This is a genomic window from Mesorhizobium sp. BR1-1-4 (genome assembly GCF_020165375.1).
GTDB classification, from domain to species: Bacteria; Pseudomonadota; Alphaproteobacteria; order Rhizobiales; family Rhizobiaceae; genus Mesorhizobium; species Mesorhizobium australicum.
On record NZ_JAIUIB010000008.1, the window covers coordinates 97285 to 117472 of the forward strand.

General features: G+C 65.3%; 24 protein-coding genes. 10 read left to right on the forward strand and 14 right to left on the reverse strand.

The features are described from left to right. The first annotated feature begins 1 nt into the window (after window position 1). From LB571_RS18630 to LB571_RS18650, 5 genes are all read left to right on the forward strand, one after another. A complete protein-coding gene (locus tag LB571_RS18630) occupies window positions 2–1036 on the forward strand; it encodes an ABC transporter substrate-binding protein (RefSeq protein ID WP_015316972.1) in 1035 nt (344 codons plus the stop codon). Window positions 1037–1243: 207 nt separating this feature from the next. Next, window positions 1244–2791 carry a sugar ABC transporter ATP-binding protein gene (locus tag LB571_RS18635; protein ID WP_140725295.1) on the forward strand — a complete coding sequence of 516 codons (1548 nt, stop codon included), beginning with the start codon at window positions 1244–1246 and terminating at the stop codon, window positions 2789–2791. Continuing rightward, window positions 2788–3762, forward strand: a complete 975-nt coding sequence (locus LB571_RS18640; protein ID WP_140618012.1) for an ABC transporter permease — start codon at window positions 2788–2790, stop codon at window positions 3760–3762. Before LB571_RS18635 ends, LB571_RS18640 begins: the two co-directional genes overlap by 4 nt. Before the next feature lie 91 nt (window positions 3763–3853). After that, window positions 3854–4852, forward strand: coding sequence for an ABC transporter permease (locus LB571_RS18645; protein ID WP_140791300.1), 999 nt, complete (start codon window positions 3854–3856; stop codon window positions 4850–4852). Window positions 4853–4912: 60 nt separating this feature from the next. After that, window positions 4913–5887: a nucleoside hydrolase gene (locus LB571_RS18650; protein WP_140663339.1), complete on the forward strand. Its 975-nt coding sequence runs from the start codon at window positions 4913–4915 to the stop codon at window positions 5885–5887. Window positions 5888–6003: 116 nt separating this feature from the next. Here LB571_RS18650 and LB571_RS18655 read toward each other — a convergent pair whose 3' ends face one another. The 7 genes from LB571_RS18655 to LB571_RS18685 all read right to left on the reverse strand — a co-directional run bounded on the left by LB571_RS18655 (window position 6004) and on the right by LB571_RS18685 (window position 10841). Continuing rightward, window positions 6004–6312, reverse strand: a complete 309-nt coding sequence (locus LB571_RS18655; RefSeq protein WP_140725290.1) for a DUF1236 domain-containing protein — start codon at window positions 6310–6312, stop codon at window positions 6004–6006. Between the two features lie 69 nt (window positions 6313–6381). Continuing rightward, complete coding sequence (locus LB571_RS18660; protein ID WP_023782864.1) at window positions 6382–6606, reverse strand: hypothetical protein; 225 nt, start codon at window positions 6604–6606, stop codon at window positions 6382–6384. Between the two features lie 789 nt (window positions 6607–7395). Further along, entirely contained in the window at window positions 7396–7998 is a 603-nt protein-coding gene (locus tag LB571_RS18665; protein ID WP_224596748.1) for a cupin, read from the reverse strand. A gap of 105 nt (window positions 7999–8103) precedes the next feature. Further along, window positions 8104–8412: a DUF982 domain-containing protein gene (locus LB571_RS18670; protein WP_140663343.1), complete on the reverse strand. Its 309-nt coding sequence runs from the start codon at window positions 8410–8412 to the stop codon at window positions 8104–8106. Between the two features lie 137 nt (window positions 8413–8549). Beyond that, window positions 8550–8774 carry a hypothetical protein gene (locus tag LB571_RS18675; protein WP_015316964.1) on the reverse strand — a complete coding sequence of 75 codons (225 nt, stop codon included), beginning with the start codon at window positions 8772–8774 and terminating at the stop codon, window positions 8550–8552. A 61-nt stretch (window positions 8775–8835) separates the two neighbouring features. Beyond that, window positions 8836–10467: a chaperonin GroEL gene (gene groL, locus LB571_RS18680; protein ID WP_224596750.1), complete on the reverse strand. Its 1632-nt coding sequence runs from the start codon at window positions 10465–10467 to the stop codon at window positions 8836–8838. A 59-nt stretch (window positions 10468–10526) separates the two neighbouring features. After that, the gene (locus LB571_RS18685; RefSeq protein ID WP_015316962.1) at window positions 10527–10841 is read right to left on the reverse strand and encodes a co-chaperone GroES; all 315 of its coding nucleotides are present in this window, start codon (window positions 10839–10841) and stop codon (window positions 10527–10529) included. A 390-nt stretch (window positions 10842–11231) separates the two neighbouring features. Between LB571_RS18685 and LB571_RS18690 the strand changes: the two genes are divergently transcribed. After that, on the forward strand, window positions 11232–11510 hold the full coding sequence (locus LB571_RS18690) for an usg protein (protein ID WP_224596752.1): 279 nt from the start codon (window positions 11232–11234) through the stop codon (window positions 11508–11510). A gap of 88 nt (window positions 11511–11598) precedes the next feature. Here LB571_RS18690 and LB571_RS18695 read toward each other — a convergent pair whose 3' ends face one another. The 3 genes from LB571_RS18695 to LB571_RS18705 all read right to left on the reverse strand — a co-directional run bounded on the left by LB571_RS18695 (window position 11599) and on the right by LB571_RS18705 (window position 14352). Further along, a complete protein-coding gene (locus tag LB571_RS18695; RefSeq protein WP_224596753.1) occupies window positions 11599–11739 on the reverse strand; it encodes a hypothetical protein in 141 nt (46 codons plus the stop codon). Between the two features lie 64 nt (window positions 11740–11803). Then, the gene (locus LB571_RS18700) at window positions 11804–13306 is read right to left on the reverse strand and encodes an ATP-binding protein (RefSeq protein ID WP_140791283.1); all 1503 of its coding nucleotides are present in this window, start codon (window positions 13304–13306) and stop codon (window positions 11804–11806) included. Between the two features lie 338 nt (window positions 13307–13644). Next, window positions 13645–14352 (reverse strand): glutathione S-transferase family protein, encoded by a 708-nt coding sequence (locus LB571_RS18705; protein WP_181166452.1) that lies wholly within the window; start codon window positions 14350–14352, stop codon window positions 13645–13647. Between the two features lie 198 nt (window positions 14353–14550). On the opposite strand from LB571_RS18705, the gene LB571_RS18710 reads away from it, so the two are divergent. Beyond that, window positions 14551–14859: a hypothetical protein gene (locus LB571_RS18710; RefSeq protein WP_015316958.1), complete on the forward strand. Its 309-nt coding sequence runs from the start codon at window positions 14551–14553 to the stop codon at window positions 14857–14859. Between the two features lie 21 nt (window positions 14860–14880). Here LB571_RS18710 and LB571_RS18715 read toward each other — a convergent pair whose 3' ends face one another. The 3 genes from LB571_RS18715 to LB571_RS18725 all read right to left on the reverse strand — a co-directional run bounded on the left by LB571_RS18715 (window position 14881) and on the right by LB571_RS18725 (window position 17686). Then, a complete protein-coding gene (locus tag LB571_RS18715; RefSeq protein WP_224596769.1) occupies window positions 14881–15711 on the reverse strand; it encodes an aldo/keto reductase in 831 nt (276 codons plus the stop codon). 87 nt (window positions 15712–15798) lie between these two features. Then, window positions 15799–16431, reverse strand: a complete 633-nt coding sequence (locus tag LB571_RS18720) for a DUF5074 domain-containing protein (RefSeq protein ID WP_023775517.1) — start codon at window positions 16429–16431, stop codon at window positions 15799–15801. 34 nt (window positions 16432–16465) lie between these two features. Continuing rightward, entirely contained in the window at window positions 16466–17686 is a 1221-nt protein-coding gene (locus LB571_RS18725) for a helix-turn-helix domain-containing protein (RefSeq protein WP_224597180.1), read from the reverse strand. A 108-nt stretch (window positions 17687–17794) separates the two neighbouring features. Here LB571_RS18725 and LB571_RS18730 point away from each other — a divergent pair, with 108 nt between their 5' ends. The 3 genes from LB571_RS18730 to LB571_RS18740 all read left to right on the forward strand — a co-directional run bounded on the left by LB571_RS18730 (window position 17795) and on the right by LB571_RS18740 (window position 19068). Further along, window positions 17795–17974 carry a hypothetical protein gene (locus tag LB571_RS18730; protein ID WP_224596773.1) on the forward strand — a complete coding sequence of 60 codons (180 nt, stop codon included), beginning with the start codon at window positions 17795–17797 and terminating at the stop codon, window positions 17972–17974. A gap of 2 nt (window positions 17975–17976) precedes the next feature. Further along, complete coding sequence (locus LB571_RS18735; protein WP_140663351.1) at window positions 17977–18723, forward strand: DUF899 domain-containing protein; 747 nt, start codon at window positions 17977–17979, stop codon at window positions 18721–18723. A 93-nt stretch (window positions 18724–18816) separates the two neighbouring features. Continuing rightward, complete coding sequence (locus LB571_RS18740) at window positions 18817–19068, forward strand: hypothetical protein (RefSeq protein ID WP_224596775.1); 252 nt, start codon at window positions 18817–18819, stop codon at window positions 19066–19068. Window positions 19069–19110: 42 nt separating this feature from the next. On the opposite strand, the gene LB571_RS18745 is transcribed toward LB571_RS18740, so the two are convergent. Beyond that, window positions 19111–20109, reverse strand: coding sequence for a bestrophin family protein (locus LB571_RS18745; RefSeq protein WP_224596778.1), 999 nt, complete (start codon window positions 20107–20109; stop codon window positions 19111–19113). Between the last annotated feature and the right edge of the window lie 79 nt (window positions 20110–20188).

Here is a 20188-nt window from a genome sequence, read left to right on the forward strand (position 1 = left end):
AATGAAGAACTATCTGACCATGGTCCCGCTGCTTGCCAGCGCGGCGCTGCTGGCCTCGGTGGGCGTGTCGTCCGCTGCCGGCAAATACACGATCGGCATTTCCAACACCGTGCAGGGCAATGGCTGGCGCGAGGAAATGGTTTGCGCCATGAAGGCGCAGGCGCTCGCCTCCGGCGAAGTGACCAAGCTCAACATCGCCCACCGCAACACCGATGCCGCCGGCCAGCTGGAAGACATCCGCAACCTGATCAGTGCCAAGGTCGACGCCATCGTCGTTAACCCCGCCGACCCGGCCGGCATCAAGGCCGGCCTGGAAGAAGCCACCAAGGCCGGCATCGTCGTCGTCGCCGTCGACCAGGCGGTCACCGAGCCGTCGGCCTACATCATTTCCAACAACCAGGAGCAGTATGCGTATCTCGGCGCCAAATGGCTGTTCCAGCAGATGGGCGGCAAGGGCGAGGTGTTTTACATGCGCGGCGCGGCGGGCGCTTCGGCCGATAGCGATCGCGACAAAGGCTTCAAGAAGGCACTGGCCGAATTCCCCGACGTGAAGGTGGCGCAGGAGGTCTTCACCGGCTGGCAGCAGGACCAGGCCAAGCAGCAGATGCTGTCTTTCCTGGCCACCGGCACGCCGTTCAACGGCGTGTGGACGTCGGGCATCGATAACGTCATCGTCGACGCGCTGGTCGAATCGCAGGCGCCGCTGGTGCCCGTGGTCGGCGCCGACAATGCCGGCTTCGTCGGCCAGCTGAGCTCGGTCAAGGGCCTCGTGGGTGCCGCCGTCACCAACCCCGGCTCGATCGGTGGTGCCGGCGTGACGCTGGCGCTGCAGATCCTCGACGGCAAGAAGCCGGCCCAGCAGACCGTGCTGGTCGACCCGCAGCTGTGGGAGAATGCCACCGAGGAAGGCAAGGCCAAGCTGAAAGCCGCCGCCGACCCGTCGCTGAGCCCTGAATGGCCGGTCTCGATCATGATCCCCGACTGGACGACGTATACCAAGGACCAGATCGTGGCCTGCAAGGGCCCGGGCGAGTAAGCAGCGGCTTTGCTGACCATGGTCGGCGCCGCCCCTCACTGTCCTGCCGGACATCTCTCCCGGTAAAACGGGGCGAGAGAAGCTGGCCGCAACGCCGGAGGCAAGCCCCTCTCCCCGTCTCTATACGGGGAGAGGATGCCGGCAGGCAGGTGAGGGGCGGCGCTGACATTCGCGGTTATTAGGCACATAAATCGAGACCCAAATCATTTGACCACCAGTCCCCTCCTCGACGCGTCAGGCGTCGCCAAGAACTACGGCGCGGTCGCGGCTCTCCGCGATGCGTCGCTCTCCGTGCTGCCGGGCGAGGTGCATGCGCTGATGGGTGCCAATGGCGCCGGCAAGTCGACGCTGGTGAAGATCCTGACCGGCGCGATATCAGCCAATGCCGGACGCATCCTGATCCGTGGCGAGGCGCGCGACATACGCTCGCCGGCCGCCGCGCGCCGGGCCGGGCTGCTGCCTGTCTACCAGGAGCCGTCGCTGATCCCCGATCTCGATGTGCTGTCCAATCTGCGGCTGACCGGCACGCCGGTCGAGCCGTTCCGCGCCTGGGTACGCGAACTCGGCATACCTGACCTCGACCTGCGCGACACCGCGCGCGACATCCCGCTCGCCATCCTGCGCGTGCTCGACCTGGCCCGCGCGCTGGCCGTCGAGCCCGACGTGCTGCTGCTCGACGAGATGACGGCCGCACTCCCCGCCAACCTTGCCGAAAAGGTGCTGGAAGTGGTGCGCCGGCAGGGCGACGCCGGCCGCGCCGTGATCTTCATCTCCCACCGCTTCGTCGAAATCTCGGCCCTTTGCGACCGCGCCACGGTGCTGCGCGACGGCGCGACCGTCGGCGTCGTCGACATCGTGCCGGGCGTCGAGGAAAAGATCGTCGAGCTGATGCTCGGCACTCGCATTGTCAAGACCCATGTCGCCGCCCGCGGCGCCAGCGAAGAGGCCCGCCCCCCTGCTCGCCCGCGCATCGCCGTGCGAAACCTGCGCGTCGGGACCAAGCTCAGCGATGTCTCCTTCGATCTCCGCGATGGCGAGGTGGCCGGCGTCGTGGCGCTGGAAGGCCAGGGCCAGGACGAACTGTTCGCCGCCCTTGCCGGCTCGATCAAACCATCGGGCGGCACGATCGAGGTCGACGGCAGCCCGGTGAAATTCGCCCACCCGATCGACGCCATCCGATCGGGGGTCGCCTATGTGCCGGGCGACCGTTCCGAGGCGCTCGCCATGCAGCGCTCGGTGCGGGAGAACATTGCGCTCCCCTTCAGTGCCGCCCTGCGCAACTGGGGGCCTATTCGTATGCGCAAGGAGCGCGCCACCGTGGCGAGCGCCATCCAGCGCCTGCAGATCGACACCCGCGCTCAAGGCGAGGTGCAGCGCCTGTCCGGCGGCAACCAGCAAAAGGTCACCATCGCCCGCTGGATCGCGGCCGACGCGCGCACCATCCTGTGTTTCGACCCGACGCGCGGCATCGATGTCGGCACCAAGCAGGAGATCTATCGTCTGCTGCGCGAGCTCGCCGGCAACGGCAAGTCGGTTCTGTTCTACACCTCCGAACTGGAAGAAGTGCAGCGCGTCTGCGACCGCGTCATCGTCATCTTCGGCGGCCGCCTGGTCGATATTTTCCCTGTCGAGGAGGCCGACGAGCCGACGCTGATGCGCGCCGCCTACGGCCTGCCGCGCGGCGTCAAGGCGGATATCGGTATTTTGGCCGCACCCACGGCGAATGCCTCCGATGCGCCGGAGGCAACGCCATGAGCCATTTCCTGCGCCGGCAAGGCTGGGTAACAGGCCTGTTCGCCCTCCTCGTCATCCTGTTCATCGCCACCAAGATCATCCAGCCCGGCTATGGCAGCGGCGATTTCGGCTCGCTGGCGCGGGCCGTACTGCCCTACGCCTTTGCCGTCGCCGCGCAGACGGTCGTCGTCATCGCCGGCGGCATCGATCTCTCGGTCGCCGCCATGATGGCGTTGACCAGCGTCACCGCCGCCTCGATGATGGCGGGCGCGAGCGAGGAATACGCGCTGTTCGTGGTGCCTTTCGTGCTCGCCATGGGGTTCGTGCTCGGCGCGCTCAACGGGATGCTGATCGTCGTCACCCGCGTGCCGGACATCGTCGTCACGCTGGCCATGCTGTTCGTGCTGCAAGGCGCGGCCCTTCTGGTGCTCGGCGCCCCGGGCGGCGCGGCGGCCGAATGGCTGAAGGCGCTGATCTCGGGCACCGTGCCGATCCCGGGCCTGCCCGACGCCGTCGACGCGTGGCTGCCCAAGGCGCTGCTGGTGCTGATTGTCTGCCTCTGCATCGTCTGGATACCGCTTCGGCGGTCGCGCCTCGGCCTTTCCATCTACGCCATCGGCTCCAGCGAACTGGCGGCGTTCCGCAGCGGCGTGCCTGTCGCCCGCACCAGGGTCATCGCCTACGCGCTGTCAGGCCTGTTCGCGGCCATGGGCGGGTTGGCGCTGACCATGAGCACAGGCATCGGCGCGCCGATCCCCGGCCCCTATCTCCTGGCCAGCGTCGCCGCGGTCGTGCTGGGCGGCGTGGCGCTCGGCGGCGGCAAGGGCGGCCTGCTCGGCCCCATCGTCGCCGTCTTCGTGCTGCGGCTGGTGCGCACGGATCTCACCTTGCTCGCCATCGACCCCAACGTCACCGCCATCATCGAAGGCTTGATCATGGTCGCCGTGGTGATGTTCGGCGCCTTCATCACGATGCGAGGGCGGCAATCATGAAATTCACCCGCAGCGCTGTACGGCGCCGTAGAGCACCATCCTTCCAGAACGCCACCACCAAGCCCACCTCCTCGCGAGCAGGAGCCAACCCATGAGCACCACCGCGATCACGCCCGCGCCGGTCCCCTTCGGCCGCCGCATAAAACGCTTCATGGCCGACCGGCCTCTCATCCCGCTGATCATCCTGCTGGTCATCCTGGTGGTGATCCTGCAGATCCTGCGCCCCGGCATCGTCAACGAGCGCTGGATCGCCAACACCATCAAATTCGCCATTCCGCTGGCGATCCTCGCCGGCTGCCAGACCATGACCATGCTGACCGGCGGCATCGACCTTTCGGTCGGCACGGTGGCGACGATGAGCGCCTTCATCATGGCAACGCAGATCGTCAGCCAGGACCCGGCTGTGGCTTTCCTCCTGGCGATGATGCCGGCGGTGCTGATCGGCCTCGTCAACGGCATCGGCGTCGGTGTCTTCCGCGTCCATCCGCTGATCATGACGCTGGGCACCAGCCTGATCGGCACCGGCTGCCTGCAGGTCTACCAGCGCACGGTGATCGCGTCCGGTGCCAAGATCCCCGACTTTCTCGCCTGGCTGGGGACCGGCGTCACCCCCGTACTCGGCTTTGCCTTCCCCAACGCGCTGCTGCTGTTCGTTCCGTTGGCGGCTCTCATCGTCTTCACGCTCGCCCGCACCGGCTTCGGCCGCCTGCTCTACGCCGTCGGCGATAATGAGCGCGCGACGCGCCTGTCGGGCGTGCAATACTGGCAGGTCATCACGGCGCTCTACGTCACCTCCAGCGTGCTCGCCGGCATCACCGGCTTGCTCTACATCGGCCTGATCAAGGCGCCATCGCTGTCGCTCGCCGAACCGCTGGTGCTGCCATCGGTCGCCGCCGCCGTCATCGGCGGCACTTCCATCTTCGGCGGTCGCGGCGGCTACACCGGCACCATCATCGGCGCGCTGATCCTCACGGTGCTGACGACGCTGCTGACGATTTTGCAGATGCCGGAGGGAGCGAGGCGGATACTGTTCGGGTTGATCGTCCTGTTCGTGACGGCGGCTTATCTGCGCATTGTCGAGGACAAGTAGGCGCGGGCCGACTATTGGCACGGGGCAGCCACAGGCTCCGCCGACAAGGGAGACGAAATCATGGAAAAAATCATCCTGGACTGCGATCCTGGGCACGACGACGCCATCGCCATCCTGCTTGCGGCGGGAAACCCGAATATCGACCTTCTCGGCATCACGACGGTTTCGGGAAACCACAATGTCGAGAACACCACGCGCAATGCTCTGGCCGTATGCACGGCCTACGGCATCAAGGTGCCGGTGGCGAAGGGCTCACCCGGCCCGCTCATCGGCGAGCAGGTGCTGGCCGTCGAAATCCATGGCGATACCGGGCTCGACGGCCCCGTCCTGCCGCCCGCCTCGTTCGAACTCGACAAGCGGCATGCCGTCGACTTCATCATCGACACGGTCATGGCACACGAGCCGAAAACCATCACGCTGGTGCCGGTCGGTCCCTACACCAACATCGCGCTCGCCATTCGCAAGGACCCACGCATCATCGGGCGGGTGAAGGGCGTCGTCGCGATGGGCGGAGCCTACACGCGCGGCAACATCACGCCAGCGGCGGAGTTCAATGTCTATGGCGACCCGGAGGCCGCCGACGTCGTGTTCCGCGCCGATTGGGATGTCACCATGGTCGGCCTCGACCTCACGCACCAGGCGCTGGCCACTCCGGACCTGCAAAACAGGGTGCGCGCCGTCGGCGGCCCGATCGCCAAGTTCATCCTCGATATCTGGGAGTTCATAGCGACCACGCATGGCGGCCTCCTGCAGATCGAGTATCCAGCCGTCCACGACGCGTGCTGCGTCGCGGCCATGATCGACCCGACCGTCTTCACCACCGAGAAGGCCGATATCCGCGTCGAAATCGCCGGGCGGTGGACCAAGGGCATGACGGTCTGCAATTTCGAGAAGATGGGCGGGATGCACCATTTTGGCGGCACGGCGAGCGAGCAGGTCGACTTCCGCCATACCGTGGCGATGAAACTCGACCATCCGAAATTCTGCGGCCTGATCGTCGATGCGCTGGAGCGGTTAACCCACGCCAAGGCCTGACGGGTGAAGGTTTCGGCGATGTTCACAGGGATTAAGTGGCTCCGTATAGAAAGCCCGCCGCGCCATTTTTGCGGCACGGCGGGCCGCCCCCGTTGGCCAGGGACGAACTACCGGCATCACTCGATGATCTGCACGACCCTGCGTGTATCGGGGTCAACCAGAACCGCATGATCGCCGACAACAGTGTATTTGTATCTGACGTCGGGGACGTCGATTGTATGAAGCTCGACAGTGTCAGGGAGAGCGGAGCCGACGTTGAGTTCGACGCCGAGCAGGCTGACTGACGCGAGTTTTTGCTTGTGGATGTATTCGCGAACGACCGTCTGCTGCTCAGGCTTGAGAATTACGACGTCTCCCGCGAAGGAAGCACCAATTCCAGCCACAAGCGCGAGGGCCGCGACAGCGCCGACAAGATACCTTTTCATGACAAGTCCTTTTGTGAACTAAGACACATTTTCAGAGGCCAGAACAATTCTGGCCTCTGCCGCAGCCAATCAGCCACCATTGGCAGGTGCCGCGGGCTTCGCGGGCGCTGAAGTGGCCGGAGCTTCCACCTTTGGCGCCTCAACCTTCACGTTGATGTCCTTCCCGCCGCCGCCACCAATGTTGATGACACCGGTAAATATCAGCAGGACAACGATGGCGATTATCGCAAGAACAATAGCGACCGCAGTGCCGCCACCACCTCCAGAATTAACAACAGTTGGACCGTCAGCCATGACTTTCTCCTCTCCTATTCTTTGAGTTGTCACCGGTCACCAACGGCTCCCGCTGCATTGCGTTCCCGGGCAAGGCTTAGGTCTAAGAATTGGCAAGACTGAAGTCGTATGCGGCAACCCATGTCTTGCCGATACGTTGGGTTTCGCGCCGGAGCAACGCAGCCAATCACCCATCATCGCGGAATCCAGCTCGACCGCCGGATATTCTGAGAGCGAGGCAAGCAGTGACATCAGCCCAGAGACCGAGCACCCAGGACGACAATCGCCCCGCAAATGACAATGATGTTCAGGCCCCGGAAATCCCGTCGGGCCCGCCCGTCTGTCTGAGTGAGGACGCCAACATGGTCGATCTTGTCAGGCGAACCGAGCGCTTGGCTATCGCCGTTGTCGTGGGAATGGCGATCTGCCTGACGCTTATCCCGGCGATCTATGTTGCCCTCACCTACGGAATGTAGACGGTATATCAGCCGTCTGTCCGCTCCGAGGCAGGCGCAATCTCTTCACCACCTGCTCTCTCCAGGCTTTGCTCCCATTGCGCCTGGCATGCCGGACATGTTCCCGCGCGCCATCAATCCCGAGAATCTCAGACAAAAAGGAACCCGCCCCGGCGTCAACCGAAGGCGGGCTCTCTCCGTTTTCCAGTCCGTTGATAAAGCATTCGACGGCTATCAACCTCCAATGCCCGAGAGCGTTCCACCGGAGTGATGAACTATGCTTCGATCTGTCCGTCGATCGTTCCGAGGCAGGGCTTGCGCCGGCAAGCTTTGCTCTCTTTCGCCTTCGGCGAACTCAATCTTTCTTCCACGCCGCCAGCAGCGGGCCCTTGCTTCCATAGACGGGGTCCTTGTGCGGACGGCCGACCTTGGGGATCGTCACCACCGCCTTGGCGTGATCGGCGGTGGTCGTGCATTCGTCATAGGTGCCGGACGGCGGATAGGCGCCAACGACGAGAAAGTCGTCCGAAGCGGAGATGCGCTGGTGCCCCGTGCCGGCCGGAAGAACCGCGACATCGCCGGCCTTCAGCGCCAGCGTTCGGCCCTTCTTGCCGCCAAACCGGACCTTCGTCGTGCCACGCGCCACGCCGAGCACTTCGTGGATGCGCGAATGGTAGTGAACATAATCGTAGATGCCGTTGCGCCAGCTGTCTCCCCAGCCATTGGCCGAGAAAAGCGCCTCTAACACGGCCGCGGGATCGAAGTCTTCCGGCAATCTCACTGCGCCGTGATAGACGACCAGCGGCCAGGACGGATGATTGGGCACCAGGCCATCATCGCCAAACCTGAACTCGTTCGCTTTGCGCGGCCTGACAAGGTCGGCCGCCTGACGGCTGTCCGGTCTTGCGGCACCGGTCACCTGTTCGGCCACTTTCTTGATGCTTTGCAGGATGCTCATGACGTCGCCTCGCCTCGGGGAACCAACACTGATTCAACCCGATGGCCATCGCTTGGTTCCCCGCGGGCTCGCGCCCGCCACCGCCGCGAGGCGGACCGCTGAAGATCAGACGGACCTGCCGCCTCGCCCCGCCTGCAGCGCATTGTCCATCGCAGCGGCCGGCGAAACCATATCCGGCAGCAATATGTCGTTGCGACGTGCGAAGGTGACCAGCGTCGCGCGCACCGTCTCCGGGTCGATCTCACCGGCGATGCCCGCCTTGCAGGCATTGAGGGCGACGGCATGAGCGCCGTTGCGGCTGGCGGCCGGCCAGTCCTGCAACAGCGCGTAGGCTTCCATCACGCTTTCGATCTTCCTCGGAAAGCCCATTCCGACCAGAATGGTCACCGGTTCTTCAAACTGCCAGCGATTCATGGCTTGTGCCTCCTCTCGATTGTGCGGACCCGCGGCGGGCCGAACACCGGAAGGCGCGGCCCGCCGCGTAAGGTTCATGGGACTGCCCGTAAGGTTCATGGGACTGCCCGTAAGTTTATGGGACTGAATGTCAGCGCTCAGCCGCCGGCCGAGGCCTCGGACGCCTCCGACACCTGTTGCGCGGCCAGGAACATCAGCGTCGCGGCAACGGTCCGCCGCTTCCAGCCGGCGGCTTCGGCCCTGTCGAGCAGTTCCGCCAGCAGCGGCTTCAGCGCACCGCGGCATTCGCTTTCATAGGCCAGGAACTCCTTTGCCTGATGTGTCGGCGCGGGCACGGGCCCAAGGTCAGCAAGCGCATCCATATCTCTCTCCCTTCAACCGATGCCCGCTCCCTGTCGAGGGAGCGGGCGGACTGGTCGGACCTCAGAAGTCCATGCCGGCGCCGGCCGGCATTGCCGGGCTGGCGGCTTCCTTCTTCGGCTTCTCGGCCACCATTGCCTCGGTGGTCACCAGCAGGCCGGCGACCGACGCGGCATCCTGCAGCGCGGTGCGCACCACCTTGGCCGGGTCGATCACGCCCTGGCCATAGAGATCGCCGAACTCGTTGGTCTGAGCGTTCCAGCCCCAGCCGAATTCGCTCTTCTCGCGCAGCTTGCCGACGATGATCGAGCCTTCAGCACCGGCATTTTCCGCGATCTGGCGGACCGGCGTCTCGATGGCGCGGCGCACGATCTCGACACCGGTCTTCTGGTCGGCATTGTCCGTCTGGACAGCATCGAGCGCCTTGGCGGCCCGAAGCAGCGCGACGCCGCCGCCGGGCAGCACGCCTTCCTCGACAGCCGCGCGGGTCGCGTGCAAGGCATCGTCGACGCGGTCCTTGCGCTCCTTGACCTCAACCTCGGTCGAGCCGCCGACGCGGATCACCGCGACACCGCCGGCAAGCTTGGCCAGCCGCTCCTGCAGCTTCTCGCGGTCATAGTCGGAGGTGGTCTCCTCGATCTGGGCCTTGATCTGCGCGACGCGGCCCTGGATTTCTTCCTTGCGCCCGACGCCGTCGACGATGGTGGTGTTTTCCTTTTCGATCACCACCTTCTTGGCGCGGCCCAGCATCTCCAGCGTCACATTCTCGAGCTTGATGCCGAGATCCTCGGAGATCGCGGTGCCGCCGGTGAGGATCGCGATGTCTTCCAGCATGGCCTTGCGGCGGTCGCCGAAGCCCGGCGCCTTGACGGCCGCGACCTTGAGGCCGCCGCGCAGCTTGTTGACGACCAGCGTCGCCAGCGCCTCGCCCTCGACATCCTCGGCGATGATCAGCAGCGGCTTGCCCGACTGGACCACCGCTTCCAGCACCGGAAGCAGCGCCTGCAGGTTGGCGAGCTTCTTTTCGTGGATCAGCACGTAGGGCTCGTCAAGTTCGACGCGCATCTTGTCCTGGTTGGTGACGAAATAGGGCGAGAGATAGCCACGGTCGAACTGCATGCCTTCGACGACTTCCAACTCGGTCTCGGCTGTCTTGGCTTCCTCCACCGTAATGACGCCTTCATTGCCGACCTTCTCCATCGCTTCGGCGAGGAAGCGGCCGATCTCGGCGTCGCCATTGGCAGAGATGGTGCCGACCTGCGCGATCTCGTCGTTGCGGGTCACCTTGCGGGCGTTGGCCTTCAGCTCGGCGACGACGGCGTCCACCGCCTTGTCGATGCCGCGCTTCAGGTCCATCGGGTTCATGCCCGAGGCAACGGCCTTGGCGCCCTCCTTGACGATGGCCTGGGCCAGCACGGTCGCGGTGGTGGTGCCGTCGCCGGCAAGGTCATTGGTCTTGGAGGCGACTTCGCGCACCATCTGCGCGCCCATGTTCTCGAACTTGTCCTCAAGCTCGATTTCCTTGGCGACGGTGACGCCATCCTTGGTAATGCGCGGCGCACCGAACGACTTTTCAATGACGACATTGCGCCCCTTGGGGCCGAGCGTCACCTTCACCGCATTGGCCAGGATATCGACGCCGCGCAGCATCTTCTCGCGCGCTTCGGTATGGAATTTTACCTCTTTGGCAGCCATTGGATCACTCCTCTATCTCTAGGCAGCATTCGTTGACTGGTGGATTTTCTAAGAAGCCGTCAGGCGGCCTTCTTCACTTGCGCGGTCTGTTCGATCACGCCCATCACGTCACTTTCCTTCATGATGAGCAGGTCCTCGCCATTGAGCTTGATCTCGGTGCCGGACCATTTGCCGAAAAGGATACGGTCACCCACCCTGACATCCAGCTCGGTCAGTTTGCCGCTGTCGTCGCGCGCGCCGGGACCGACGGCGATGACTTCGCCTTCCTGCGGTTTTTCCTTGGCGGTATCGGGAATGATGATGCCGCCGGAGGTCTTTTCCTCGGCCTCGATGCGGCGGACCAGGATACGGTCATGCAATGGACGGAACGCCATGTCGTTCTCCTCTTGGGACAAACAGGTTTTCAGCTTCCTCCACACCGGACCGGCAATTCGGGCCGATGCGGAATGCGGCGACCCTTTGTCAGGCATCGCGCGCGCATATCGAGCTAGTTTTCCCTTTTTTCGGTTTCAAGAGGCCGCCAGAAAATTTTAGCACTCACGCCGGCGGAGTGCCAACTCCCTGTTATGGCGGTCTTATTCGCTCTGCGTCGGGAGCCGCCGCTTGAATTTACGCCTAGATCCGGCAAAATTATCCGAGCCGGTACCATCGCCGGCGCCGGAACCGCTCACCCTCTGAAGGAGTTGTTTCCCGGCGGCGCACATCGATGGGCCGAGAGACTTTTTCGCCGTTGCGGCCACCGCTGCCGCCGAAAGGAGACACGAATGATCGCAAGCGTCAGCAAGGGGTTCCGCCTCCAGATGGAAGGCTATGGCCTGACCACCGCACAAATCCATTACCGTCTGCCTGACCATCGGAGCCTGCTGCAGCTTTATGTCTGGCAGGACTACGACCTGGCGCCGGAGTTCCCCGAACTCAAGGGCTTTCTCTCCTATTGGGAGCGCGAATTGGACGGGCCGCTTCACTCCGTCCACATCGCCCACCACCGGCTCATCACCCCATCGGAATGGCGGGCGGTCGACGGTGTCATCACGGTCCAGTAAGGGCGGCCTCGTCGCGCGGTGCTGACCTCACCAGAAGCCGGCCAGCGAGCTCAGCATCGCCTTCGCACCCGCCGTCTGCGAGCAAGCTTCAGATACGATGATTGACCAGCGCGACGCCGAGCCCGACAAGGATCGAGCCGCGGGTTCCCGGCACCAGCCACCCGGCGCCGCTTGCCGGGGACCGCGCAAGCGGCGCCGAGGCGATGCCGGCCGCCGCCAAGTCCGTCATCGAGAACCAGCGGATCAGCGTTTGTCGATGAGATCGCGATGCGCCACGGCCGCCATGGCCGCCCTCACAGCGCCAAACTCCCCTGCTCCGCCCCCTCGGCATTGGGATCGCCGGGCGCCGTTGCCCAGGCGAGTTCGACCAGCGTTACGGTGCGCTTCCCCGTGCCGTCGACCTGGCAGACGATGAGGCCCTGCTCCTCGATATAGGTGAGCAGCCGCCGGGCGCGGCGCATGGAATGCGAGCCGTAGGCGCGGGCGATCGCGCCATCGCTCGGGCACGGCCAGCCCTCCTTCGCCGCGCGCGCGATCATCATGAACACGCCTTGCATGTCCTCCGGCAGCAGCGAAGCGCGCACCGAGACGTCGCGCCACACATCGTCCTCGCTGGCTTCGGCCCCCAGTCCGGCACGGGCGCGCGTCAACATGCGCCGGAAGGTGGGCAGGTCAGGCACGACCGAGGCGAGGCCCTCGATGCGGCAGCGCACGACAAACTCCTGGTAGAGCACCCCGATCACGCGGAAGCCCGCGTCAGGTTGTGCAAGAATGGCGCGCAGCACGCGGTCCACCCGCTCGCGCCGCTCCGCCAGATCCTCGGCGCTGACTTGCGGCTCCGCCGGTTCGGGGCGGATTTCCAGCGCAGCCGACTTCGCCGCCATCAACTGGTCGAGCAGGTCCGGCGACGCCACCCGGCGCGGCGCGCGCATCGTCTCGGGCGGCGGGGCGGCCAGGATGATGGCGCGGGCATCCTCGAGCGCCGCCTCCGGCAGCGGCATCAGCTTGGGCGTGCCGTTGCGCGGGCTGGTGTCGGTCGGGCCGATGCGCAGGCCGAGCGGCCGGCGCGACAGTGCCGGCCCCAGCGCCATGAACTGGCCGCGCTCCAGATCGCGGAAGGCCTCCGCCTGCCGCCGCTCCATGCCTAGGAGATCGGCCGCGCGCGCCATGTCGATATCGAGGAAGGTGCGGCCCATCAGGAAATTGGAGGCTTCCGCCGCGACGTTCTTGGCGAGCTTGGCCAGCCGCTGCGTGGCGATGATGCCGGCAAGCCCGCGCTTGCGGCCCCGGCACATCAGGTTGGTCATAGCGCCGAGCGAAAGCTTGCGCGCCTCGTCCGACACCTCGCCGGCCACCGCCGGCGCGAAAAGCTGAGCTTCGTCGACCACCACCAGCATCGGGTACCAGTGGTCGCGCGCGACCTCGAACAGCCCGCCGAGAAAAGCGGCGGCGCGCCGCATCTGGTTCTCGGCATCGAGGCCTTCGAGGTTGAGCACGGTCGAGACCCGGTGGATGCGCGCCCGCTCGCCGGCCGCCTGCAAGCCGCGCTCGGTATGCTCCTCGGCATCGATCACCAGATGGCCGTAGCGTTCGCCCAGGGATACGAAGTCGCCTTCCGGATCAATGATGGTCTGCTGCACCCAAGGCGCGCTCTGTTCCAAGAGGCGCCGCAAGAGGTGCGACTTGCCGGACCCCGAATTGCCCTGCACCAGAAGGCGGGTCGCCAGCAACTCCTCGAGATCGAGTTTCGCCGGCGCGCCCGCTGTCGTGTGTCCCATCTCGATCGCAACGGTCATGCCAGACTCATCAGCTCCTTCGCGGACGGGCTTAGCAATCCGATCGCGGCCCGTCGAGCGTGGCATGGCCGGCGATTCGCGTTGCGCACAGCCGAGACAATGACGATCTGGCCGCGATGGACGGCCGCAATCCGGCGGGCCTGCCGGATTGCGGCCCTGACCTGTGGATAGTAACCACCTGTTCACCATGGGCCGGCGTTTCGATTGCGGCGGCCGGCCATCCGCTTAGCCTGGCCTCTGCATCGCCCCCCAAAGCGATGCACCCCAACGCCCCCAAATGGCGGCCGGCGTTTTCAAGTTTCTCTCCAAACGTATACGCCGGTCGCCACCCCTTTCGACTACAGCCTCGGCGCCTCATGCGGCTCGACCTGTCCTGGGACTGGCGGCAATCGCGGCGCGTCCAGACCCTCGAAGGGATCACGCCAGGCGTCGATCGCTTCAAGCCGCCGATACCAGCGATCGACCAGTCGATAGTCGCCGAGCGGCAGGCCCGCGACATCGTTGAAAGGCAGGAAGGTCGCCATGCGGAAGTCGGCATAAGAAACTTCGTCTCCGACCAGCCATTGCCGGCCCGCAAGCGCGGTCTCCAGGATCGCCGCCGTTGTGTGAAACAGTTTCAGCCCATCCTCGACCAGTTGGTGATCGATCGGCCCGATGTGATAACGCTGCTTGGTGCCGCGCTCGAAATGCACCATGTCGCAGGCCCGCATGAAATTCTCCTTGCCCCAACTCAGCCAGCGGATCATCTCGGGCTCATCGTCGCCGCTGCGCCAGAAATCGGACCCCATGTCGCGCGACAACCGGCAGGCTATGGCGTCGGCCTCCCACAGGCTTCCGCCGGGCCAGGCCAGTATGGGCAGGGAAAGGTTGGGATTGAGCGGCCGAAATCGCTCCGCTTGCCCCGGCGCGAACGGCGACGCGAATTCGAAGGTCACCCTCGCCCCGAGATGACGCGCCACCGCGACCCCCAGGCGCGGATTGGGGTTGCGGCTGAAGTACAGTTTTGTTTCCACCCCAGCCGGCATCGGCTCGACTTCGTCACTCATGAATGCCTCTCCTTGTCTCGGCGACCGTCGCCAGATCAAGGACGGATGCGGCTGGTGCAATCCGACAAATCATCCACTCCCCGTGCGCCGGGCGGAACGAGCAGCCTATCGAAACAGGATGGGTTGCGCAAAGTTTGGGTTGACCGTCTCCGACGACGAGGCGACACTTCATCCCACAGCAAGGCAGGAGGAAATACGATGGACGAGCCCGACCGCTGGCGCCACATGTCGAGCGCGCCAAAAGACGGCAGCCGGATCCTCGTGACGGTCCGCCCATCCGAGCAGGGGCCGGCGGAAGTCGACCTCGCCTACTGGTCACGCGCCGATCAGTTCGGTGACGAGGGCTGGCGCGCCTCCGATTCCTCGCCCGGCCGCGTCGTCGAATATGCCGAGCCGGAGCTGAAGTGCTGGATGCCGATGCCCTCGGCCAATCTCAGCCGGGGCGCCTCGATGCCGGCGCCGTGGGAAGGCGACGACGCGCAACAGCTGGACGGCTCGGGGATTTAGCGCGCCGACCGCTTCGTCCTGTCAGAACAGAAACGCCGCCGTCACCGGATTCGGACCGTTACGGCCGTCAGCCGAATCCATGCCGGCGATCATCTCCAGGTCCTGTGCGTCCAGTTCGAAATCGAAGACATCGAAGTTGGCCGCGATGCGGTCCTGGCGCACCGACTTCGGGATGACGATCAGCCCTTGCTGGAGATGCCAGCGGATCATTGTCTGCGCGGTGGACTTGCCGTGTTTGCGGGCAATGCCTGATATGGTCGGGTCGCTCAGCAACCGGCCGCTGCCCAGCGGACTCCAGCTTTCCGTATGGATGTCGTGCCGGGCGTGAAATTCCCTCAGATCGCGCTGCTGGAAGCGCGGGTGCAGCTCGATCTGGTTGACGACGGGCGTCACGCCCGTCTCGCCGATGATGCGCTCCAGATGATCCCTGTTGAAATTCGAAACGCCGATCGACTTGATGCGGCCGGCCTGCTGCAGCTCGACGAGCGTCTTCCACGCCTCGACATATTTGTCCTGGCTGGGCACCGGCCAATGGATCAGGAACAGGTCGAGCTGCTCGACGCCGAGCTTCTTCATCGTGTCGTCGAAGGCCCGAAGCGCCGCATCGCGCTGGTGCGCGCCGTTGCGCAGCTTCGAGGTGATGAACAGCTCTGCCGCCGGCACGCCGGCGGCGCGGATCGCCTCGCCGACCCCTTCCTCGTTCCGGTAGCCCTCGGCGGTGTCGATCAGCCGGTAACCGGCCTGGATCGCCCAGCCCACCACCTGCGCCGTGATGTCGTGATCGACCTGCCAGACGCCAAGGCCAAGCTGGGGAATGGCGGTGCCGTCGTTCAACGTGATCTGTTCGGGCATGGGAGAATCCTTTTGTGGGGGATGGTCCAGCCTATCTAGGTTTGGCATCGCACAACGGCCAGTCGATTGGGGAAAATTCGCGGACCCTTATTTCGGCCGGCGCACCGCCCTCACCACGCCGGCGTTTCCGCTGCCGCAGAACAGTCGGTCGGCGCCATCGGATTCCAGCCCCGAGACGCCCATGCCGGCAGGCATGTCGAGCTTCTCCAGAACCTTGCCCGTCCGCGGGTCGACGCGGCGCAGATCGCTTTCGTCGCCCTCCCAGGTGGCGTGCCACAATTCCCCGTCGACCCAGGTCACCCCGGTGACGAACCGGTTGGATTCGATGGTGCGCAGGATCGCGCCGGTCTCGGGGTCGATCTGGTGGATCTTGCGCTCCCGGTGCTGGCCGACCCATAGCGTGCCTTCGGCCCAGGTCAGCCCGGAATCGCCGCCATTGCCGGGGGCTGGAATGGTGGAAAGCACCTCGCCCGTGTCGGGATCGATCTTCTGGATGCGGTCCTTGGCGAGTTGGAAGAAATGCCGGCCGTCATAGGCGGTGCCGGCATGTGCCGCGACATCGATCGAGCGCAAGGCCTGCCCACTCTCCGGATCGAAGGCGTTCAGCCTGTCGCCCGAGGCGAACCAGACATTCTTGCCGTCAAAGCTTACCCCGGCCACCGTATTGGCACCGGGAAAAGGCCCGTATTCCCTCAAGATTTCGGCTGCCGAATGTTTCATGTCCTTGTCCCTCGATGGTGGTCGTCGTCACTTTCTAGCCATTGGGAAGCGGCGCGGGGAGTAACAAGGTGGTCGTGAAACCCGCCACCGGCGGCGTCATCCAGCGGCGCGCCCGGCCATGGCCGAAGGATTGTACCTTGCCGGCCTCGGCAAGCGGCTCAAGCGCCCGCTGCACGCTGCGCTGGCCGGTTCCAAGTGCCAGCGCCAAGGCCGAGCTCGACCAGGCCTCGCCGTCGGCCAGCAAGGCAAGCACGGCCGCGTGCCGTTCCTCGATCGGCCGCGCCAGCACCACCACTGCATGGGCCTGGCGCGGCACCAGCGTGAAGCCATGCCTGGTGGCGCTGATGCCGGCCAATGCGCGAAACTCGGCACGCAGCCGCCCGATCTCGACGCGCAGGCGCGCGCGATGCGATTCATCGGCATGCTTGCCGCCGAAAGCCCGCGCCACGAGTTCCCCCCGCGACACATCACCGGGCCAGGCTTCGGCGAGCGTCCGCGCCAAGGCGAACAGCACAGGCCGGCTCGCCAGCGAAACCGTGGTCCGCCCAACGCGCACGGCGTAGCGGAAAGCATCGACGACCAGCGCCGGCGATCCCTGCAATGCCTCGACCTGTTCGAGCAGCAGCGGCTGCTCCCTGCCCTGCGCGATCAGCCGCGCCGCGGGTGTCTCCAGTGCCAGCCACGCGCTGTCGACCTCCGCGATGAGGCCGGGAATGCCGGCCTTGCGAGCGGCATGGCGCGCCCACTCCAGCGCCGCACGCGCCGGCCTGGTCCGCAGGCGCCGCATGGCGATGCCGGCGACGGCGAGTTCGTGCGCGGCTCTTGCCGCCGGCGGCAGCGGCGCCGGGTCGAGCCCGGCCAGCACCTGCTCGGCCTCGTCGAGGCGGCCGATCAAGAGCAGGCGCCGTACCTTGAGGTGACCGGCATGCGCCGCGTTCAACCGGTCGCCATGCTTTTCCAGCGCCGTGCGGGCCGCGTCGAGCGCCTTGGCCGGCCAGCCCAAATCGCGCGAAACCAGCGCGATCTCGGCCTCGGCGACGACGCATCTGGCGCGCGCCACCGCCTCTTTCGGACTGAAGGCACGCGCGGCCCGCCGCAACAAGAGCTTGGCGCGATCGAAGTCGCCGAGCTGCGCCATGGCAATGCCGCGAAGCGCCAGCGCCGGCGCATCCTCGCGCAGGGCAACGCGGTCGAGCGCGCCGAGCGGATCGCCGGCCGCCAGCGCCAGCGCTGCCGCGGTGATCAGCGAGTCCAATCCCGTCACACTTGTAACTCCCACCTCGGCGCAGCGCCGCCTAACTTACGTCAGTACCGTCAACCAGCAAGACGTGCCGGCAATGACGGCAGCAAGGGAGAACCAGAAATGCCTGCCTCCACCGACCTCGACCTCGACGCGGCCAATGATACGGCCAAGCACGCCACACGCCACCCCTGCTGCGCCGGGCCGGATCTTTCGGATTTCGCCGCGCCTGCGGCTCCCCCACACGCCCAGGCAACACCACATCGCAACGACGCCACGACTGGCAAAGGAGAAGACCAATGACCATGACCATGACCATGAACACCCCACCGATCGTCTCACAGCAGGATTGGAACGCCGCGCACGAAAAGATGCTGGTGAAGGAGAAGGCGACGATGCGCGCCAGGGACGCGCTGTCGGCCGAACGCCGGCGCATGCCGTGGACGGAAGTGGACAAGGCCTATGTCTTCGAGGGCCCTGACGGCAAGGTGAGCCTGCTCGACCTGTTCGAAGGCCGCCGCCAGCTCATCGTCTACCGCGCCTTCTTCGAGCCCGGCGTCTATGGCTGGCCCGATCATGCCTGCCGCGGCTGCTCGCTCGGCGCCGACCAGGTCGGCCACCTCGCCCATCTCAACGCCCGCGACACCACCCTCGCCTACGCCTCTCGCGCCCCGCAGGAAGACATCGAGCGGCTGAAGACACGGATGGGTTGGGAGATGCCCTGGTATACGATCACCGATAGCTTCGACAAGGACTTCGGCGTCGACGAATGGCACGGCCACAACGTGTTCATCCATGACGGGAACCGCATCTTCCGCACCTATTTCATCAACAACCGCGGCGACGAGGCTTTGGGCACCGTCTGGAGCTATCTCGACATCACGCCGCTCGGCCGCCAGGAGGTGTGGGAAGACTCGCCCGAAGGCTACCCGCAGACGCCACTCTACAGCTGGTGGAACTGGCACGACAATTACGATGCCGGGGCCGACAAGAAATGGGCCGAAGTGTCAGCTGCCGGCGAGGCCGCGTTCCGCGACAAGGGCAACCAGTAAGCTGGCGCAAGCCCGTCCAGCCTGGGTTCCTCTCCTCCGGCAGGGCCGAGGACCCAGGTCATGACGGGCCGCAACCATCAAGGGAATAAGATCATGAGCGATATCCATTCCGGCATCGGCAGCGTGACCGCCCCCCGTGGCATCGCCGACTGGCTATGCCTCGCCGCGGCGCCGACCTTTGCGGTGATGGCGCTGCTTTCCCGTCTTCACGGCGGCGACGGGACCATGCTGTGCATGGGCGCCTCGCCGCTGACCGGCTCGATCCTGACCGGCATGCCGGCCATGTATCTTCTGATGAGCGCTTTCCATCTGGCGCCGTGGCTGAGGGTGATGTCCCGCCGCTAGGCGCTGAGAAGGCATGGCTCTGCCCGACTCCGGCGTCCGACCTCATGTCGCGATGTCATTGACCGGCAGCAATGGCTTGGGAAGATCGCTCTCGCCGAGCCCGGCGCGCATCTCGATCTCGATGTCGCGGCAGATTTGCGAGATCGGCACGTCGTTGGCGTTGCCCTCGAAAGGGTTGGCGCTGCTCTCGCCGACCTGATCGAGGGACATGTAGGCCCAGCCCAGCAGCGTGCTGAACGGGATCGTCAGCCAGATGCCGATCGAGCCGAGCATTCCCCCCAGCTTGCCCATGTCGGCGAACACCGGAACCACGCCGAACGGCAGCAGCGTGCAGAAGATCATGACGAACATGGAACTGACGATGGCGTATTGCCGGGGATAGGGATTGTTCTTGATGCGGTCGCAGCGCGCCTGCTGGTCGTGGAAGTCGCGGATCAGCTTCGTCAGTTCGCCATGGATCTGCGGCGGGACCTTGGCGTCCTTGAACACTGCATTGACCTGGACGGACTGCAATTCGAGCAGGGCTATCGCCGGACGAGGCGATTTCAGGACATCCGCGGTCTGGTCGCCCAGCAGCGGGCGTAATTCGTCGGCGATCGAACCCTTGTCCTCCTGAATGTGGTAACGCCGTCGGTATTCGATATTGGCGGCCTTCCCCATGGATTCCCACGGCATCGGCCGCCGCAGCGCGTATCGCAGCGCCGTCATCCAGGCGATATGGCGGTAGATGAGCTGCCTGGCCGTCGGCGCATCGAGGAAATCCCGACAGAAATTCGACCATACGCGGCTGCTGGCCGTGATCTGCGTGAAGGCCTGCAGCGCCTCACCGCTGCGGGTGAACACCTGCGAGTTCTTGAAGCCGGCGACCAGCGACACCGTGGTGCCGAGCACCAGCACCACCGACCATGGCACGGAGAACCCGGCAATGCCCGGAAAGCGGTAGGCAGCCACGGCCAGCCCACTCACCACCACCATGTAGAGGACGCTGCGCCGTGACCACAGTGCGAAATCGATCACCTTGTAGGAACGGCCTACATACATTGAAATGCCCCTCAATCACGAACGGGCGGCAATCGGACCACCGGTAGCCTGACGCCTATCATATCGTTTGCACAGGGCG

Bases quoted from the DNA above. Each gene is read 5' to 3' on its own strand.
- LB571_RS18720 (WP_023775517.1), bottom strand. From the start codon at position 16,431: ATGAAACATTCGGCAGCCGAAATCTTGAGGGAATACGGGCCTTTTCCC.
- LB571_RS18710 (WP_015316958.1), top strand. From the start codon at position 14,551: ATGGACGAGCCCGACCGCTGGCGCCACATGTCGAGCGCGCCAAAAGAC.
- LB571_RS18655 (WP_140725290.1), bottom strand. From the start codon at position 6,312: ATGAAAAGGTATCTTGTCGGCGCTGTCGCGGCCCTCGCGCTTGTGGCT.
- LB571_RS18685 (WP_015316962.1), bottom strand. From the start codon at position 10,841: ATGGCGTTCCGTCCATTGCATGACCGTATCCTGGTCCGCCGCATCGAG.
- LB571_RS18640 (WP_140618012.1), top strand. From the start codon at position 2,788: ATGAGCCATTTCCTGCGCCGGCAAGGCTGGGTAACAGGCCTGTTCGCC.
- LB571_RS18695 (WP_224596753.1), bottom strand. From the start codon at position 11,739: ATGACGGACTTGGCGGCGGCCGGCATCGCCTCGGCGCCGCTTGCGCGG.
- LB571_RS18665 (WP_224596748.1), bottom strand. From the start codon at position 7,998: ATGAGCATCCTGCAAAGCATCAAGAAAGTGGCCGAACAGGTGACCGGT.
- LB571_RS18630 (WP_015316972.1), top strand. From the start codon at position 2: ATGAAGAACTATCTGACCATGGTCCCGCTGCTTGCCAGCGCGGCGCTG.
- LB571_RS18740 (WP_224596775.1), top strand. From the start codon at position 18,817: ATGAGCGATATCCATTCCGGCATCGGCAGCGTGACCGCCCCCCGTGGC.
- LB571_RS18645 (WP_140791300.1), top strand. From the start codon at position 3,854: ATGAGCACCACCGCGATCACGCCCGCGCCGGTCCCCTTCGGCCGCCGC.
- LB571_RS18660 (WP_023782864.1), bottom strand. From the start codon at position 6,606: ATGGCTGACGGTCCAACTGTTGTTAATTCTGGAGGTGGTGGCGGCACT.
- LB571_RS18745 (WP_224596778.1), bottom strand. From the start codon at position 20,109: ATGTATGTAGGCCGTTCCTACAAGGTGATCGATTTCGCACTGTGGTCA.
- LB571_RS18690 (WP_224596752.1), top strand. From the start codon at position 11,232: ATGATCGCAAGCGTCAGCAAGGGGTTCCGCCTCCAGATGGAAGGCTAT.
- LB571_RS18675 (WP_015316964.1), bottom strand. From the start codon at position 8,774: ATGGATGCGCTTGCTGACCTTGGGCCCGTGCCCGCGCCGACACATCAG.
- LB571_RS18715 (WP_224596769.1), bottom strand. From the start codon at position 15,711: ATGCCCGAACAGATCACGTTGAACGACGGCACCGCCATTCCCCAGCTT.
- LB571_RS18735 (WP_140663351.1), top strand. From the start codon at position 17,977: ATGACCATGACCATGAACACCCCACCGATCGTCTCACAGCAGGATTGG.
- LB571_RS18650 (WP_140663339.1), top strand. From the start codon at position 4,913: ATGGAAAAAATCATCCTGGACTGCGATCCTGGGCACGACGACGCCATC.
- LB571_RS18670 (WP_140663343.1), bottom strand. From the start codon at position 8,412: ATGAATCGCTGGCAGTTTGAAGAACCGGTGACCATTCTGGTCGGAATG.
- LB571_RS18705 (WP_181166452.1), bottom strand. From the start codon at position 14,352: ATGAGTGACGAAGTCGAGCCGATGCCGGCTGGGGTGGAAACAAAACTG.
- LB571_RS18700 (WP_140791283.1), bottom strand. From the start codon at position 13,306: ATGACCGTTGCGATCGAGATGGGACACACGACAGCGGGCGCGCCGGCG.
- LB571_RS18730 (WP_224596773.1), top strand. From the start codon at position 17,795: ATGCCTGCCTCCACCGACCTCGACCTCGACGCGGCCAATGATACGGCC.
- groL (WP_224596750.1), bottom strand. From the start codon at position 10,467: ATGGCTGCCAAAGAGGTAAAATTCCATACCGAAGCGCGCGAGAAGATG.